Annotated in this window: 18 protein-coding genes; 12 read left to right on the top strand and 6 right to left on the bottom strand. The window is 32.6% G+C overall.

What is annotated here, in order from left to right:
- Window positions 1–33 precede the first annotated feature (33 nt).
- From JH146_RS07365 to hisH, 7 genes are all read left to right on the top strand, one after another.
- A complete protein-coding gene (locus JH146_RS07365) occupies window positions 34–657 on the top strand; it encodes a DUF2067 family protein (protein WP_048202366.1) in 624 nt (207 codons plus the stop codon).
- Complete coding sequence (locus JH146_RS07360) at window positions 623–925, top strand: DNA-directed RNA polymerase subunit L (RefSeq protein WP_173400838.1); 303 nt, start codon at window positions 623–625, stop codon at window positions 923–925. Before JH146_RS07365 ends, JH146_RS07360 begins: the two co-directional genes overlap by 35 nt.
- A gap of 231 nt (window positions 926–1156) precedes the next feature.
- The gene (locus JH146_RS07355; protein WP_048202364.1) at window positions 1157–1816 is read left to right on the top strand and encodes a 50S ribosomal protein L1; all 660 of its coding nucleotides are present in this window, start codon (window positions 1157–1159) and stop codon (window positions 1814–1816) included.
- 36 nt (window positions 1817–1852) lie between these two features.
- A complete protein-coding gene (locus JH146_RS07350; RefSeq protein WP_048202363.1) occupies window positions 1853–2869 on the top strand; it encodes a 50S ribosomal protein L10 in 1017 nt (338 codons plus the stop codon).
- Window positions 2870–3034: 165 nt separating this feature from the next.
- The gene (gene rpl12p, locus JH146_RS07345) at window positions 3035–3343 is read left to right on the top strand and encodes a 50S ribosomal protein P1 (RefSeq protein WP_048202362.1); all 309 of its coding nucleotides are present in this window, start codon (window positions 3035–3037) and stop codon (window positions 3341–3343) included.
- A gap of 154 nt (window positions 3344–3497) precedes the next feature.
- Window positions 3498–4040, top strand: coding sequence for a TATA-box-binding protein (locus JH146_RS07340; RefSeq protein WP_048202361.1), 543 nt, complete (start codon window positions 3498–3500; stop codon window positions 4038–4040).
- Between the two features lie 15 nt (window positions 4041–4055).
- Window positions 4056–4646: an imidazole glycerol phosphate synthase subunit HisH gene (gene hisH / locus JH146_RS07335; protein WP_048202360.1), complete on the top strand. Its 591-nt coding sequence runs from the start codon at window positions 4056–4058 to the stop codon at window positions 4644–4646.
- Between the two features lie 5 nt (window positions 4647–4651).
- On the opposite strand, the gene JH146_RS07330 is transcribed toward hisH, so the two are convergent.
- The 6 genes from JH146_RS07330 to JH146_RS08665 all read right to left on the bottom strand — a co-directional run bounded on the left by JH146_RS07330 (window position 4652) and on the right by JH146_RS08665 (window position 9792).
- The gene (locus tag JH146_RS07330; RefSeq protein WP_048202359.1) at window positions 4652–5395 is read right to left on the bottom strand and encodes a DUF2334 domain-containing protein; all 744 of its coding nucleotides are present in this window, start codon (window positions 5393–5395) and stop codon (window positions 4652–4654) included.
- Between the two features lie 21 nt (window positions 5396–5416).
- Window positions 5417–5995, bottom strand: a complete 579-nt coding sequence (locus JH146_RS07325) for a pyruvate kinase alpha/beta domain-containing protein (protein WP_048202358.1) — start codon at window positions 5993–5995, stop codon at window positions 5417–5419.
- Window positions 5996–6034: 39 nt separating this feature from the next.
- Window positions 6035–7231: a homocitrate synthase family protein gene (locus JH146_RS07320; protein ID WP_048202357.1), complete on the bottom strand. Its 1197-nt coding sequence runs from the start codon at window positions 7229–7231 to the stop codon at window positions 6035–6037.
- Window positions 7232–7370: 139 nt separating this feature from the next.
- Window positions 7371–8657, bottom strand: a complete 1287-nt coding sequence (gene aroA, locus JH146_RS07315; protein ID WP_048202356.1) for a 3-phosphoshikimate 1-carboxyvinyltransferase — start codon at window positions 8655–8657, stop codon at window positions 7371–7373.
- Window positions 8658–8778: 121 nt separating this feature from the next.
- The gene (locus tag JH146_RS07310) at window positions 8779–9555 is read right to left on the bottom strand and encodes a Rossmann-like domain-containing protein (protein ID WP_048202355.1); all 777 of its coding nucleotides are present in this window, start codon (window positions 9553–9555) and stop codon (window positions 8779–8781) included.
- A 72-nt stretch (window positions 9556–9627) separates the two neighbouring features.
- Window positions 9628–9792: a hypothetical protein gene (locus JH146_RS08665; RefSeq protein ID WP_335328904.1), complete on the bottom strand. Its 165-nt coding sequence runs from the start codon at window positions 9790–9792 to the stop codon at window positions 9628–9630.
- A gap of 230 nt (window positions 9793–10022) precedes the next feature.
- Here JH146_RS08665 and JH146_RS07305 point away from each other — a divergent pair, with 230 nt between their 5' ends.
- From JH146_RS07305 to JH146_RS07285, 5 genes are all read left to right on the top strand, one after another.
- Window positions 10023–10595 carry an FmdE family protein gene (locus JH146_RS07305; RefSeq protein ID WP_048202354.1) on the top strand — a complete coding sequence of 191 codons (573 nt, stop codon included), beginning with the start codon at window positions 10023–10025 and terminating at the stop codon, window positions 10593–10595.
- Window positions 10596–10610: 15 nt separating this feature from the next.
- Window positions 10611–12359, top strand: coding sequence for a formylmethanofuran dehydrogenase subunit A (locus tag JH146_RS07300; RefSeq protein WP_048202353.1), 1749 nt, complete (start codon window positions 10611–10613; stop codon window positions 12357–12359).
- A 2-nt stretch (window positions 12360–12361) separates the two neighbouring features.
- The gene (locus JH146_RS07295) at window positions 12362–13600 is read left to right on the top strand and encodes a formylmethanofuran dehydrogenase subunit C (protein ID WP_048202352.1); all 1239 of its coding nucleotides are present in this window, start codon (window positions 12362–12364) and stop codon (window positions 13598–13600) included.
- 5 nt (window positions 13601–13605) lie between these two features.
- Window positions 13606–14937, top strand: coding sequence for a formylmethanofuran dehydrogenase subunit B (locus JH146_RS07290; RefSeq protein ID WP_081874488.1), 1332 nt, complete (start codon window positions 13606–13608; stop codon window positions 14935–14937).
- Window positions 14938–15104: 167 nt separating this feature from the next.
- On the top strand, window positions 15105–16235 hold the full coding sequence (locus JH146_RS07285) for a molybdopterin molybdotransferase MoeA (protein WP_048202351.1): 1131 nt from the start codon (window positions 15105–15107) through the stop codon (window positions 16233–16235).
- The last annotated feature ends 42 nt before the right edge of the window (window positions 16236–16277 follow it).

The raw sequence follows: 16277 nt of genomic DNA, 5'->3' as shown, positions 1-16277 counted from the left end.
TGCAGGGATAATTTATAAATTTACGGTGATATCATGAGGAAGATTATTTCATCAAAGGTTAGTTGTGATGAAGAGCTTTTAGAGCTTTGCGAGAGATTATCAAGGTTAAATATTGACTGCACAATAGAATCAAAAGGAAATCATGTAAAAATATATGTATTTGGATATGATAAGGATTCTCTAAATGAAAACTATAGAGCTGTGATGAACTTAATGGATAAAGTTAGGAAAAAGTATAGAAAAGATAAAGAAGGTTTATATGAATATCACCTTTCTGAGCTTAAATATCCAGTTAATAAAAACTTGGTTATAGATGCGTTAAAAACTTTGGGATATAGAGTTATATACTTAGAAGATGAAAATGCTATAAAAACAGATATAGACATTAATAAATTTAATGAAATTCTAAAAGACCTTCATGAGCTATATCAAGAGCTAAAGTTTTCAAATCTTGGTTCAAAACCTCTCAAAAATTTGGTAGTATTGGTTTCATACATTACCAAAAAGCCAATTGATGATATTATTGAAGAGGCTTTAGAAAAAGAATTCTTTAGAGAAGAGGAAGGAAGAATTGTATTAAACAAAGATATAAACTTAGCTAAAAAAGTTTTATTGGAGGGAGATGATGGAGATAAAGATATTGGAGAGGAAGGATAATTTGGTAGAAATTGAGTTAATTAACGAAGACCATTCACTACCAAATTTATTGAAAGATATCTTATTAACAAAAGAAGGAGTAAAGATGGCTTCTTACTCTATAGACCATCCTTTATTACATCCAGAAACTGGAAGATACATATCAAATCCGAAAATAACAATAATTACCGAAGAAGGAACAGACCCTATAGATGTTTTAAAAGAAGGGTTGAAAGATATTATTGAAATGTGCGATACTTTATTAGACGAATTAAAGAAAAACAAATAAAATTAAATAAAGCTTTCAAATTTTAACCTCTTCTCATTAATAACCGAAAATTTTATATAGGGTGTTGGATATCTTAGCAATATAAAAATTTTCAATTAGTGTTGAAAATTTTACCTAACTATTGAGAAAACAGAATACCTACTCTTTTCAATTTAAGTGTAAAATATTTATATCAGATGCCATATAATATGGATGCTTTTTGTCAAATATAAAAAAGAAAGGAGGATGAGTATGGACAGAGAAGCACTGTTGCAAGCGGTGAAGGAGGCTCGCGAACTCGCGAAGCCGAGAAACTTCACACAGTCATTTGAATTCATAGCAACCCTCAAAGAGATTGACATGAGGAAGCCAGAGAACAGAATTAAAGAAGAAGTAGTGCTTCCTCATGGAAGAGGGAAAGAAGCTAAAGTAGCTGTTATTGGAACTGGTGACTTAGCTAAACAGGCAGAAGAAATGGGATTAACTGTTATTAGAAAAGAAGAAATTGAAGAATTAGGTAAAAACAAAAGAAAATTAAGAAAAATAGCTAATGCTCACGACTTCTTTATAGCTCAGGCTGATTTAATGCCATTGATTGGTAGATACATGGGGGTTATATTAGGTCCAAGAGGAAAGATGCCAAAACCAGTTCCAGCTAACGCAAACATAGCTCCATTAGTTGAAAGATTAAAGAAAACAGTTGTTATAAACACAAGAGATAAACCATACTTCCAAGTATTAGTTGGAAACGAAAAAATGACAGATGAGCAGATAGTTGATAACATAGAGGCAGTTTTAAACGTTGTAGCTAAGAAGTATGAAAAAGGTCTCTACCACTTAAAAGATGCTTATGTTAAATTAACCATGGGTCCAGCTGTAAAAGTTAAAAAAGAGAAGGCTAAGAAAAGATAAAATCTTAAATTAATAATAAAAGTGAAGGGGATAGAAATGGAAACAAAAGTGAAAGCTCACGTAGCCCCATGGAAGATTGAAGAAGTTAAAACACTAAAGGGGCTTATTAAAAGTAAGCCTGTAGTAGCTATTGTAGATATGATGGACGTTCCTGCCCCTCAATTGCAAGAAATTAGAGACAAAATTAGAGATAAAGTTAAATTAAGAATGTCAAGAAACACTTTAATCATAAGGGCTTTAAAAGAAGCTGCTGAAGAATTAAACGACCCAAAATTAGCTGAATTAGCAAACTACGTTGAGAGAGGGGCAGCGATATTAGTTACAGACATGAACCCATTCAAGTTATACAAATTATTAGAAGAGAACAAAAGTCCTGCTCCTGTAAGAGGAGGACAAATAGCTCCTTGTGACATTAAAGTTGAGAAAGGTTCAACTGGAATGCCTCCAGGACCTTTCTTAGGAGAACTCAAAAGTGTTGGTATCCCAGCTGCAATAGAAAAAGGTAAAATTGCAATTAAAGAAGATAAAGTTGTTGTCAAAAAAGGAGAAGTTGTTTCACCAAAATTGGCAGCTGTTTTAGATAGATTAGGAATTAAACCAATAAAAGTTGGTTTAAACATTTTGGCAGTTTATGAAGATGGAATCATCTATACACCAGATGTCTTAAAAGTTGATGAAGAGAAATTATTAGCTGACATACAAGCTGCTTACCAAAACGCATTTAACTTGGCATTCAACACAGCATACCCAGCAAAGGAAGTATTGCCATTCTTAATACAGAAGGCATTCGTAGAAGCAAGAGCTTTATCAGTAGAGACAGCATTTATAACAAAAGAAACTGCTGGAGATATATTAGCAAAAGCTCAAGCTCAGGCATTAGCTATTGCATCAAAATTGCCTGATGAGGCATTAGATGAGGATGTTAAAGCTAAGTTATCCTCAGTAGAAGTTTCAGCTGCTCCAGCAGTAGAGGAGAAGAAAGAAGAAGAGAAAAAAGAGGAAGAGAAGAAAGAAGATGACACAGGAGCAGCTGGGTTAGCCCTATTGTTCTAACCGAAAAATATAAATAACTAATTATAAATAGTGAATTGCAAATCTATTTCAATTGTTGTTGTTTGGATATTGGCAATTATTAAACAATCAAAAATAAATAAAACCAACATTAAATAAATAAACACAATCAATATAACAATTAATAGAAAGTTGGAGGTGTAGATTATGGAATACATATACGCAGCTTTATTATTGCACAGTGCAGGAAAAGAAATTACAGAAGATGCTGTTAAAGCAGTTTTATCAGCAGCAGGTGTAGAAGTCGATGAAGCAAGAGTTAAAGCATTAGTTGCTGGATTAGAAGGAGTAAACATCGAAGAAGCTATCGCAAACGCTGCAATGCCTGTAGCTGCTGCTCCAGCTGCAGCAGCTCCAGCAGCAGCTGCTGAAGAGAAGAAAGAAGAAGAGAAAAAAGAAGAGAAGAAAGAAGAAGATACAGCTGCTGTTGCAGGATTGGCAGCTTTATTCGGATAAATCCTCTACTTTCTTTTTTTTTATTTTTAGACATTATATTCATTAAGTTGAATATATAAATCCTATAGAGTGTTTAAAGGTATTTATATATAAAGTATTTATATTGAGGTTTTTATATAATATTTAAGTTATCTACTAAGATGTGGTGAAAATCATGGAACCAGAGATTAAGATTGTCAATGTTGTTGTCTCAACTAAGATTGGAGACAATATTGATTTAGAAGAGGTTGCTATGATTTTAGAAAATGCTGAATATGAACCTGAACAGTTCCCAGGATTGGTTTGTAGATTATCAGTACCAAAAGTAGCTTTATTAATATTTAGAAGTGGAAAGGTAAATTGTACTGGAGCTAAAAGTAAAGAAGAGGCTGAAATAGCCATTAAAAAAATTATAAAAGAGTTGAAAGATGCTGGAATTGATGTTATTGAAAACCCTGAAATTAAAATCCAAAATATGGTTGCAACAGCTGATTTAGGAATTGAACCAAACTTAGATGACATTGCATTAATGGTTGAAGGAACTGAATATGAACCAGAACAATTTCCTGGTCTTGTTTATAGGTTAGATGACCCAAAAGTTGTTGTTTTAATCTTTGGTAGTGGTAAAGTTGTTATCACAGGATTAAAAAGTGAAGAAGACGCAAAAAGAGCTTTAAAAAAGATTTTAGACACTATAAAAGAAGTCCAAGAACTCTAAATTTTAGGGATGAAAATGATTGGAATAATTGATTACAATGCAGGAAATTTGAGAAGTATTCAGAAGGCAGTTGAACTTTATGATAAAGCAATAATAACAAACAGCAGTGAAGAGCTATTAGCATGTGATAAAGTAATTTTGCCAGGTGTAGGGAATTTTGGTAGTGCAATGGAAAATCTATCAAAATTAAAAGAGACAATATACAAAATTATTGAGGATAAAGTTCCATTTTTAGGGATATGTTTAGGAATGCAAGTTTTATTTGAAGAAAGTGAAGAAAAAAAGGGAATTAAAGGATTAGGGATTATAAAAGGCAATGTAATTAAATTTAAGGATGTTGAGAAACTTCCACACATGGGCTGGAATAATGTGAAGATTGAAAAAAACTGCCCATTGTTTGAAGGAATAAAAGATAATAGTTACTTTTACTTTGTTCATTCATATCATGTAAATCCAGCTGAAGATTGTATAGTTGGAAAAACTGAATATGGTAGGGAATTCCCAAGCGTTATAAATAAAGATAACGTCTATGCCACTCAATTCCACCCAGAAAAAAGTGGAAAAATTGGATTAAAGATTATAGAAAACTTTGTTGAGTTATTATAATTAATTTAATTTTTTGATGTTTCATTCAAAAACCAGTCTAAAAACTCTAAACCCCCACCATAATTTACTGCCTTTGGATGAATTGAGAGAAAAAACTGCTTATTCTCTTTTATGCTTAATTTGTAATCAATTAAAGCAATATCTTCAACCACTTTTAATGATGATTCTGGAAGATACCACGTATATTCTCTATTTGTAATCCCAATTTCAGATATTTTTCCATTTTTGTTTATTATCATTTTGTTTCCAAGGATTATTGTCATATTTTTCTCTAAGAACAATTTTTCAGCATCTTTTGATAGTTTATATCTTGGTGGGATAAAATACTTAATTTCTTTGGAATTAAATCCACATTGCTCCAAAATTTTAAATGATTTATTTAGTTTTTCCTCTGCAACACTTTTATTACAGTTGAACTCATTTCCTATATGGTTGTATGCATGAAACTCTATGTTATATCCTTCTTTCTCCAATTTATGGAGATAATTTACAAACTCTGGATAATCTTTCAAATTATATCTATTTGCATGATTAACAATTAAAAAAAGATATGTTCTATTTTGGTAGTGGTATTTATCTATAATTTTTTCAATCTCTTTTAATTCATCAAAATATACTGGAGAGACATCATGAATTAATATTATAGGTTTATTTTGCTTATTTTGGTCATTGTCACTAAAAATAAAAGAGAATAAAACAATAAGCAAAATGGCAAATACGGAAAATAAGAAAAGTAAAGTTTTATTCATAAATTCCACTTAATTTATTATTTATCCTCTCTTCTTTTTAATTCTTGGCATGCATAAAATTTCTCTTGCCTCTATGTTGAAGAAAGTGTTCATATTTGCTGGTTTTATGACCATTGCTGTATCAGCTCCTTTACCTGTTCCTCCAATAGCTATAACTTCCTCTTTTGCTTTTATTAAGCCTGCATCACATGCCATAATAGTGATTTCATAGCAAACCTTAACTCCCTGCCCAAAAGTTCTTAATGTCTCAGCAATAACTTGGACAGGTCCATATCCACCCAATTTATTTGATATCCCTCTTTCAACTCCACTTAAAGCATGGCTTCCTCTAAATACTTTAGCTCCTCTTCTCTTTAATTCTTCCTCAACCTCTTTATCCATCGAAATTATATCCTCCCCATAGAATCCCTGATGATAGGTGACAACAACAACATTTAAATCTAATTTTTCTTTTTCTAACAAATCAAGTAATTTTTTAGCTGTCTCTCCTGTGGATGAAGCTACAACAATACTTTTTATATCTCCCTTCTTAGCTCTCTCTACAGCTATTTTTAATGTTTCGTCAGTATTTTGAGCTCCTGGATATTCAAATAATTTCATTCCAATCACCTTTTTCATTAGTAAATATACTAACTATACTTAATTTTTATTTCTCTTTCTTAAAACTTCATCTACAATCTCTTTAAAGACCTCATCAGTTATAAATCTACCTTCCTCTCTAATCTCTTTAACTTTTTTAACTATCTCACATAACATCTCTTTATCATAATCAATGCCCATAAGCTTTAACTTATAAGCAACAGCCCTGCATCCAGAATGTTTCCCTAACAATATATTTCTCTTAAGTCCTATTTTCTCTGGAAGGAATGGCTCATAGGTTAATGGATTTTCAATAACTGCATCTACGTGTATTCCACTTTCATGAGCAAAAACTAACTCTCCAACTATTGGTTTGTTCTTTGGAAGTTTTATTCCTGAATATTCTTCAACCATCTTACATAATTCTGGCAGAACTTCCAAATTTAAGCCCAAATCAACATCATATAAAACAGTTAAAGCCATAATTAACTCTTCTAAAGCTGCATTTCCAGCTCTTTCTCCAATACCATTAACAGTTGTTGAAACTGCCTTAGCTCCTCCAATTAAACCATATATTGAATTTATAACCGCAAATCCGAAGTCGTTGTGGCAGTGAACTCCTATATGAGCTTTTTTTAAGTTTTCTTTTAATGTTCTGCAGATAAATTCCATACTTTGTGGTGTAGCACATCCAGTAGTGTCTGCAATATGAACTCTATCGGCTCCTGCTTCTTCAGCTGCTCTATGCACTTTAATTAAATCTTCTATTGGTGTTCTTGTTGCATCTTCAGCAGAGAAAGCAACAAATAAGCCATGCTCTTTTGCATATTCAACTGCTTCAACTCCCATCTCTAAGATGTCATCTAAACTTTTATTGTTAAATTTATATTTCAAGTGTAGTGGGGATGTTGCTATAAATGTAATTATTCCATCTACATCACATTCAATTGCCTTATCAATATCTTTTTTCAATGCCCTACATAAAGCTAAGATATCAGCATTCAGCCCTTCATTTGCTATTGTTTTAACTATATCCGCCTCTCTATCAGAGACGATTGGAAAGCCAGCTTCAATTTGCTTTAATCCAAGCTCATCCAATTTTCTCGCTATCTCCAATTTTTGCTCTTTTGTAAAGCAAACTCCAGGAGTTTGTTCTCCATCCCTCAAAGTTGTGTCATATATATAGATATCTTTTAAATCCAATTTTGGATTATAAGGACAAGCTGCCTTCCAGCTATTTTCAAATAAGAAATCCATAAAATATCACCAACATTTTTGTCATAGAGTTATTATTACTTGTATAAATTTTTTTATTATTTTTTTATAACCAATACTTACATTAAAGATGCTCTTATAAAAATAAAATATATAAAATTGTTTAATTATTTTAATTATTTTATCTCTTTATCTCTATATTAGCACCTATACTTTTCATAACATCAACAAAATTTGGGAATGATATATTAACAGCATCTTCACCCTCAATAATTGTCTCCCCTTCTGCCTTTAAACCTGCTACTGTAAATGCCATAACTAACCTATGGTCGTGATATGTATTTAACTTAGCCCCTTTTAACTTTTTAACTCCTCTTATAATCAAACCATCTGGTTTCTCTTTAATATCAGCCCCCATCTTTTTTAATTCAACAGCACATGCTCTTAGCCTATCACATTCTTTCAATCTAACGTGCTCTCCGTTGTAGATTTCTGTCTTTCCTTCTGCAAAGCATCCAAGAACTGCAATGGTTGGAACCAAATCAGGGATATCTTTGACATCTACATCTATTCCTTCCAAGCTATACTCTCCATCAATAACAACTTTATCTTTTTTAACTTTAATATCTGCCCCCATCTCTTTAACAATATCAATTATAGCTCTATCTCCTTGCTTTGAATTAGCAAATAGGTTCTCAATTGTTATGTTTGAATTTATTAAAACTCCTGCTGCCACTAAATATGAAGCTGATGAGTAATCTCCTTCAACAATATAATTTATTGGCTTATACTTTTGATTTCCATAAACTAAAAATCCATTTTCTGTTTTATCAATTTTTATATCAAATTTATTTAGTATATCTAATGTTACATCTATATATGGCTTTGATTTTAGTGGGGAAGTTAAGATTATTTCAGTATCTTCCCTATTAAAAGGAAGAAGCATCATCAACGATGTTATAAATTGGGAGCTAATATCTCCTCTAATTTTTACAACATTTCCATCAATTTTTCCACTTTTTACTATTATTGGTGCAGTTCCATCTAACTTTGATGAAAATGCCTCTATATTTAGCTGTTTTAAGGCATCCAATAAAGGTTGCATTGGTCTCCTTCTTATTGAATCATCCCCTGTTAAAATTGCATATCCCTTTGGAATTTGTGAAGCTATAGAAGTTAAGATTCTCAAAGTTGTTCCACTATTTCCAATATCTATAATATTATCTGGTGTCTTCAGCTTTCCACCTTTAACAACCCATTCATCTTTTTCTTTATCTAAAGTTATCTCAGCCCCTAACATTCTACATCCATGAACTGATGATAAGCAATCAGCCCCCCAGAGGGGATTTATTATTCTGCTTTCTCCATCAGCTAAAGATGCTCCTATAACCGCCCTATGTGTGTAGGATTTTGAAGGTGGGGCTTTAACTGTTCCCTCCAATCTATTAGTTTTTTTCACAATTAACAAACTATCACCATCAATATTATTAACATTAAAAAATTAGAAAATCTACTTTAAAGTTTGTGATTTTATTTTATAACTCTTACTCTTAAAATTTAAAAAATAATACCTCCAATGATTTTAAATTCTACACCTTAACAACATATTTCTTAGAATATTTTTTAAACAATCCAAAAGAAGAGCCAAGTTTTAAATTATACAGAGCTTTATCAACATCTATTGTATGAACTGAAGCAATATAGTCAATTCCATAATCTTTAACAAATTCTGGTAGAATTTGAGCACTCGGCCCTATCAAAATTTTTAATTTAGCATTTTTAGCTCTATCTAAAATCATATCTAAGCTATTATTTAATAAAGATGTCCCGCTAATTAAAACAGCATCCATCTTTGGCAATAATGCATATTCAAAAGCATCACTTATTGTTTCACTTGTTGTATGTTTTGGATTTCTCTCAAATATATAGAACTCAAAATCACCATTTTCTTTTAAAGTTTTAACCAATGGCATCATATTTCCAATAAAAGCAATTTTTTTAATCCCCTTATGCTTTAAAATTAAATCTACTATATCCCTACTGTAATCATCTTCAGTTAATTTAATAAAATATTGAGAAATGGCATTTATTGTCGCTAATCCAAGAGTTCTATTAATAATATCTAAGTCATTAGCCATATTTACAAAATCATTGATGGTTTTTACTTCAGAATCAACTTTTCTCTTTTCACTATGCCCCTTATATTCCTCTAACAAAGTCATCGCTACCCCAAGAGATTTTCTACCATCTTTTTCAATTAATACATAGCTATATGGCAGAGCAAAAGAGAAATCAACAATTTTAAATTCAAATTTATTAGCACTTATAAAATCATTAACTCTCTCAACAATACCATCAATAATCATAATATCACCAACTCAAAGAAGTATTAAAAATTTTAAAAATAGACATAATATAAACCTTTGCTTTTAATAATTTCATAATAATAAATCTAATTTCTCCCAATAAACAACTCTACAGATACCGCAACCAACACATAGGTAATCATTCCACATTAACTCCCTTTTTTCAATACCATTTCTCGATATTGTTATAATGCCATTATAAACCTCTTTTATCTGTTGCAATATACCACCTCTCAAAGGAACACTAAGAATTAAAATATTTATATCTTTATATGTTTTTGGTTTTAGTTACTAAATATGTGAATTATAAAAATTATCACAAATAAATATTTTTTGTCTTAATCATAAGTCGTAACTTATATATATAAAATGTCTGACTACATAATTTGTAGACGTTACTAACATATGTAAACTACGTAATCACATACAGTTAAGTAATCAATTTTAATTAACTCGGTGATACCCGTATGGATGTTCTAAATTCCATAGCTAACAAACTCAGCGGCATTAAAAAGGAAGACATTGAAAAAGTCATTGATTTTCATGGTTGTTTGAGTCCAGGAGTTTTAATTGGGATTTTTATGTTTAATTTAGCTAAGAAAATTCTCAATATTGATGAAAAAGACAGAGTTTATGTTACCTGCGAAACCTACAACTGCATTCCTGATGCATTCCAAATTCTCGGAAAATGCACAACTGGAAATAAGAGATTAAAAATCAGTGACACTGGAAAGATGGCAGTTACTGTAAATAAATGGGGTAGAGAGGGGGAAGTTGTGAAAGGGGTTAGAATAATTCTTGACCCTAAAAAAACTGCCAAATATCCAAAGCTTCATGCTTGGTATCTAAACATTGAAAAAGTTCCCCATGATGATGTTATTTTAGACATTGTCAATGCTGGTGAAGATATCTACTCTTACGAGTTTGTTGATATTCTTGTTCCAAGCAAATCAAAAAAATCTATAAAGCTGTGTGAAATCTGCAACGAGCCGTTTATACAAAAAGAAAATGAAACCATCTGTCCATCCTGCCAAAATTAGATTTTTGGTGATATTATGAATCTTGTAATAAAAAATGGATACGTGTTTGACCCACTGAATGGAATTGATGGAGAAAAAATGGATATCTTTGTTAAAGATGGAAAGATTGTTGAAGAGCTATCGCCAAATGACCTAAAAGAAGCAAAGGTTATTGATGCTACAAACAAAACAGTAATGCCAGGAGGGGTTGATTCCCACACTCACGTTGCTGGGCCTAAAGTTACAGTTGGTAGATTAATGTGTCCAGAGTACCAACACAAACACAGCATGGAAAAAACTGATATAACCCACAGCGGAACTGGAAATGTCGTGCCTTCAAGCTATGCTATGGGTTATAAATATACTCTAATGGGTTATACAACCGTTTGCGAAGCTGCAACACCACCAATGCTTGCAAAACACACTCATGAAGAGCTAAAGCACGTCCCTATTTTAAATAAATGTGCATACTTAATGCTTGGAAACAATTGGTTTATTATGAGGTATTTAAAAGAAGGAGATATTGAAAAAACCGCTGCCTATGTTGCATGGATGATTAAAACTCATAAAACTTTTGGAATTAAGTGTGTAAATCCTGCTGGTGTAGAAAATTGGGGTTGGGGTTTAAACATCTATTCCTTAGATGAGCCAAATTTGCATTTTGAAGTTACACCAAGAGAAATTATTAGAGGGTTAGCAGAAGTAAATGAAATGCTAGGTTATCCAATGTCAATACACGTTCATGCCAATGGTTTAGGACATCCAGGAAATTGGGAGATAGCAAGAGAGACATTAGCAGTTCCAAAGGATGTAAAGGCAAATCCAAAAGTTGAGATTGAGGAAGAAATAAAGACAAAAGTTCCTTATGAGAGAGAGCAGAGCATTTATTTAACTCATGTGCAGTTTAACGCGTTTGGTGGGACTTCATGGAAGGATTTTGAATCAGGAACAAAAGGGATTATTGACTATGTAAATAAATCAAAACACGTTGTTATTGACAGTGGTTGTGTTGTTTTTGGTCCAGCAATTTGTATGACTGGGGATGGACCTAATTTATACGATTTAGCTGTTTTAACTGGAGGAAAATGGTCTAATGATGATGTTGAATTAGAGTGCGGTTCTGGTATTGTTCCTTTCACCTACAAAAAGAAAAATGGTGTGCATAGCGTTCAGTGGGCAATGGGTTTAGAGTTGTTGTTAGGAGTTGAAGACCCATGGAAGGTTGTTATGACAACAGACAGTCCAAATGGTGGCTCATTTACAAACTATCCAAAAGTTATCTCATGGCTAATGTCTAAAAAAGCAAGAGAAGATATGCTAAAAGAATGCCACAAATGGGCTTCTGAGAGAACAGACCTTCCAAACATTGATAGAGAAATGAGTTTATTTGAAATAGCAACAATTACAAGGGCTACACCAGCAAAAGCTGTTGGATTAGCACCAATTAAGGGGCATTTGGGTGTTGGAGCTGATGCTGACATAGCTATCTATGATATAAATCCAGATACATTGAATCCAAATGACTACAAAACCATAGAAAAGAAGTTTTCTTGTACAGAATACACCATAAACGGTGGAGTAATTGTTGCTCACAATGGAAAGATTGTTTCAACACCTGATGGGAAAACATATTACTGCAATGCCAAATTCCCAGATGAAGAAATCTATAATGAAATGATTAAGGATGTTAGAGAGTGGTTTAAGTATTATACATTTGATTTCACCAATTATCCAACAACAGAGCATTATTTAACAAAAGCAACGCCAATAAATGTGGGTGAATAGCTATGGAAATCATCTTGATACCAAAAGGAGAGCCAGACATTCCAATAGAGGCAGAAGTTATAAATCCAGATATATTTGCAAATAAGAGTAAAGAGGAAATTGAATCTCTATTAGTTTGGCAGGGGCCTAATAGATACCCAATTTCAGAGTTCTTTGATGTTGATATAAGCTCAAATGGCGAAAAAGATGTAACAATAATAATTGAAGGAGATGTTGAGAGGGTAAAGTATATTGGCTATCAAATGAGCTCTGGTAAAATTATAATAAATGGAAATGTTGGAATCCAGCTTGGTTCTGAAATGAAAGGCGGAGAGATTATTGTTAATGGAAATGCAAAACACTGGGTTGGTAGGGAGATGGAAGGAGGGTTAATAAAAATCAACGGAAACGCTGGAGATTATGTTGGTTCTGCTTATAGGGGGAGTTGGCATGGAATGAAGGGAGGAAAGATTATTGTTGAAGGAGATGCTGGAAACAACGTTGGGGCTGCAATAACAGGCGGAGAGATTATTATAAAAGGAAATGTTAGGCAGTTTTGTGGGATTAGGCAGAATGGAGGATTTATCTATATCGGAGGAAATGCTGAGAGGGCTGTTGGAGTAGAGATGACAAAAGGAACAATAGTTGTTTGTGGAAGAATAAGATTTTTTGCCCCAGGATTTGAATTTATTGGGGAAGAGAAGGATTTAAACATAAATGATATGACAATTTATGGAGAATATCTCAAATTTATTGGAGATTATGCGATAAGTAGAAAACCAAAAGGAGTTTTGTATGCTTTAAAAGAGAAAAACCTTGGACTTATAGAGCCAGAGTTGTATGAATGCTATGAAGATTACAGATATGATGGAGGAATTAAAGCTCTTCTAAACACTGGAAGTACTGTTGTTCAGGGAGAAATCATCAAAGGAGGAAAGAAATTCACTGAAAAATACGTTAAAGAGTGTGCAGTCTGCTATATTCATCCAAATGACTATGCCTATCTTGGAAAGCCAAAGTACGTGAATGTAATCAGTGAGGATAAGAAAGCAAGTATAACTCTAAGAGCAATTCCTGATGATTCTCTCCAAGAGGGAACTGTATTTATTCCAAGGTCTATTTGGGCTAATGTTGTTATTGGCTCATACACTGAATCCATGGGTTCTCCACTCTATAAGGGGTGTTATGTCTATGTTGAACCAGTTAAAGGAAAAGCTGAGATATTAACTGCTGAAGAGATTATGAAAAAGATATATGGGTGAGATTTATGACTATGAAGGTTTTTAGGGGCATAACTTGTCCCGTCTGTGGGATGGCGTGTGATGATATAGAGGTTTGGTATGATGAAGAAAAGCAGGAGATAATTGTAAAAAATGTTTGTAGAGAAGGAGCACCAAAGTTTAAAGAGCTTGTTAGCCCACATAGAATAAGAGAACCAATGATAAAGAAAAATGGAAAGTTTGTTAAAGTTAGCTGGGAAGAAGCTATAGAAAAAGCAGCAGAAATTTTAGCAAATGCTAAAAGACCTTTATTATTTATGGGAGCTGAGACATCTGCTGAAGCCCATATTGTTGGATTGCACATGGCTGAATACTTAGGGGGAGTTGTTGATTCAAACTCAACAATATGACACGGGCCTACTTTAATGGGGGTTCAAGAGGCTGGACTTCCTGGCTGTACTGCCGGTGAGGTAAAAAATAGAGCTGATTTAATAATATTCTGGGGCTGTAATCCGATGCACTCACACCCAAGACATATGAGTAGATATTCAGTCTTTGCAAGAGGTTATTGGACTGAGAGAGGTAGAAAGGATAGAAAGATAGTTGTTGTTGACCCAAGAAAAACAGATACTGCAAAGTTAGCAGATTTACATGTTCAGTTAAAGCCAAACACTGACTATGAGATGTTCTCTGCCTTATTAACAATATTGAGGGGTAAAAAACCTCACCATAGTGTTGAGAAAATCACTGGCGTTCCAATTGAGGTTATGGAAGAAATGGTTGAGTGGATGAAAAACGCTAAATTTGTAAAGATTTATGGTGGTTTAGGGTTGCCAGCATCAAGAGGTGGGCATAGAAATATTGAATGTGTCTTAACTTTAGTTAGGGAATTAAACAAATATACAAAATGTGCTATTGGAGCTTTAAGAGGGCACTGTAACGTTAATGGATTCAACCAAGTTGCTTCATACATGTATGGCTACCCTTACGGTTTAGATTTCGCAAGAGGTTATCCAAGATACAATCCAGGAGAGTTCACATTTGCTGACCTTTTGAGAGAAAGAGAAATTGACGCTGTGTTAGTTGTTGCCGCTGATATTGTAGCACATACACCAAAAGACTGTGCAAAATATTTAAATGAAATTCCGATGGTTTGTATAGATATAGCTCCCGGCCCTACACCTTACGCTTCAGATGTAGTATTGCCAGGAGTTATTGATGGAATGGAATGTGGAGCAACGTTCTATAGATTTGACGGCTTAACTTTGTATGCAAAACCATTCACAACCTCACCATTCCCATTCACAAAGAGTAATGAAGACACTTTAAGACAGATATTTGTAAAGGTTAAGGAAATTAAAGAAGGAAAGAAAAACTAAAAAATTAAGCCAGGAAGTCCAGCCAGCTAAACGTTTAGGATGATACGCCGAACCCGTTAAGGGAGGCGTATCATAGCTTTTATTATTTATTTTTTTTACAATATTTAGTAACTAATTTTAATTAATTTATTAGACAAAAATTAACCTAATATAATTACGGTGATGTTATGATTTCAGTTAAAGAAGCCGAGAAAATTTTAAGCAAATTTCATTTTAACAAAACTGAATATGTTAAAATAGAAGATGCCTATGGAAGAGTTTTGGCGGAAGATATAGTAAGTGATATAGATATTCCAAGATTTGATAGAAGCGATATTGATGGTTATGCAGTTGCAGAGATTTTAGATGAGTATGTTTTAATTGAACAGGTCTTTGCTGGAGATGATAAGGATTTAGAGATAAATGGAAATGAGTGTGTTTTAGTTGCTACTGGTGGAAAAGTTCCAAAAAATACAAAGTATGTTATTCCCATTGAAAACACAGTAAGAGTTGGAAATAAAGCGGTTGTTATAAGCTTTGATAGAATTGAAGAGATTTCAAGAAAAGGTTGTGATATAAAGAAAGGAGAGAGAATTTTAAAAAAGGGAACTTTAATAAATGAGAGAAATATTGGTGTTTTAGCTGGCTTAGGAATTGAAGAAGTGAAAGTTTATAAAATTCCAAAAATTGGGATTATATCAACTGGTAATGAATTATTTAAGATGACTAAAGATATAAATTCAAAAACAATCTCGTCCATTGTAAAAAAAGCAGGTTGTAAGCCAATATTTTTAGGGATTGTGAAGGATGACTTTAATGAAATAAAAGAGAAAATAATTGAAGCGTCAGAAAAATGTGATGTTGTTGTAACTTCTGGTGGAGTTTCTGTTGGAGAGAAAGATTTTCTTCCAAAGGTTGTAAAAGATTTAGGAGAAATTTTATTCCATAAAGTTAAAATGAGACCAGGAATGCCTATGCTATTTGGAAAAATAGACAAAAAGCCAATTTTCTGTATGCCTGGGAATGTAGTTTCATGTTTAGTTTGTAGCTATGTATTTTTACTTCCTTTTTTAATGAAAATGACACATAAACCATATAGAAGAAAGATTATTAAAGCAAAATTATCTGAAAAAATAATTTCAGAGCCAGATTTTTTATATTTAAGGCCTGTGAAATTAAAAAATGGAATTGCTTATCCAACATTTAAAGGCTCCAATATATTAACTTCAATATTGGATGCTGATGGATTAGCTATAATAAAAGAAAATGAATTAGAAAAGAACGAAGGAGATATCATAGATATTTGGATGCTTGATTAAAATATTGATATAAAACAATTATAAACCTATTTTATAAAAAAT

The organism is Methanocaldococcus bathoardescens (assembly GCF_000739065.1).
Taxonomy (GTDB): domain Archaea; phylum AGJL01; class Methanococci; order Methanococcales; family Methanocaldococcaceae; genus Methanocaldococcus; species Methanocaldococcus bathoardescens.
This window is presented reverse-complemented; position numbering and strand designations above follow the sequence as displayed.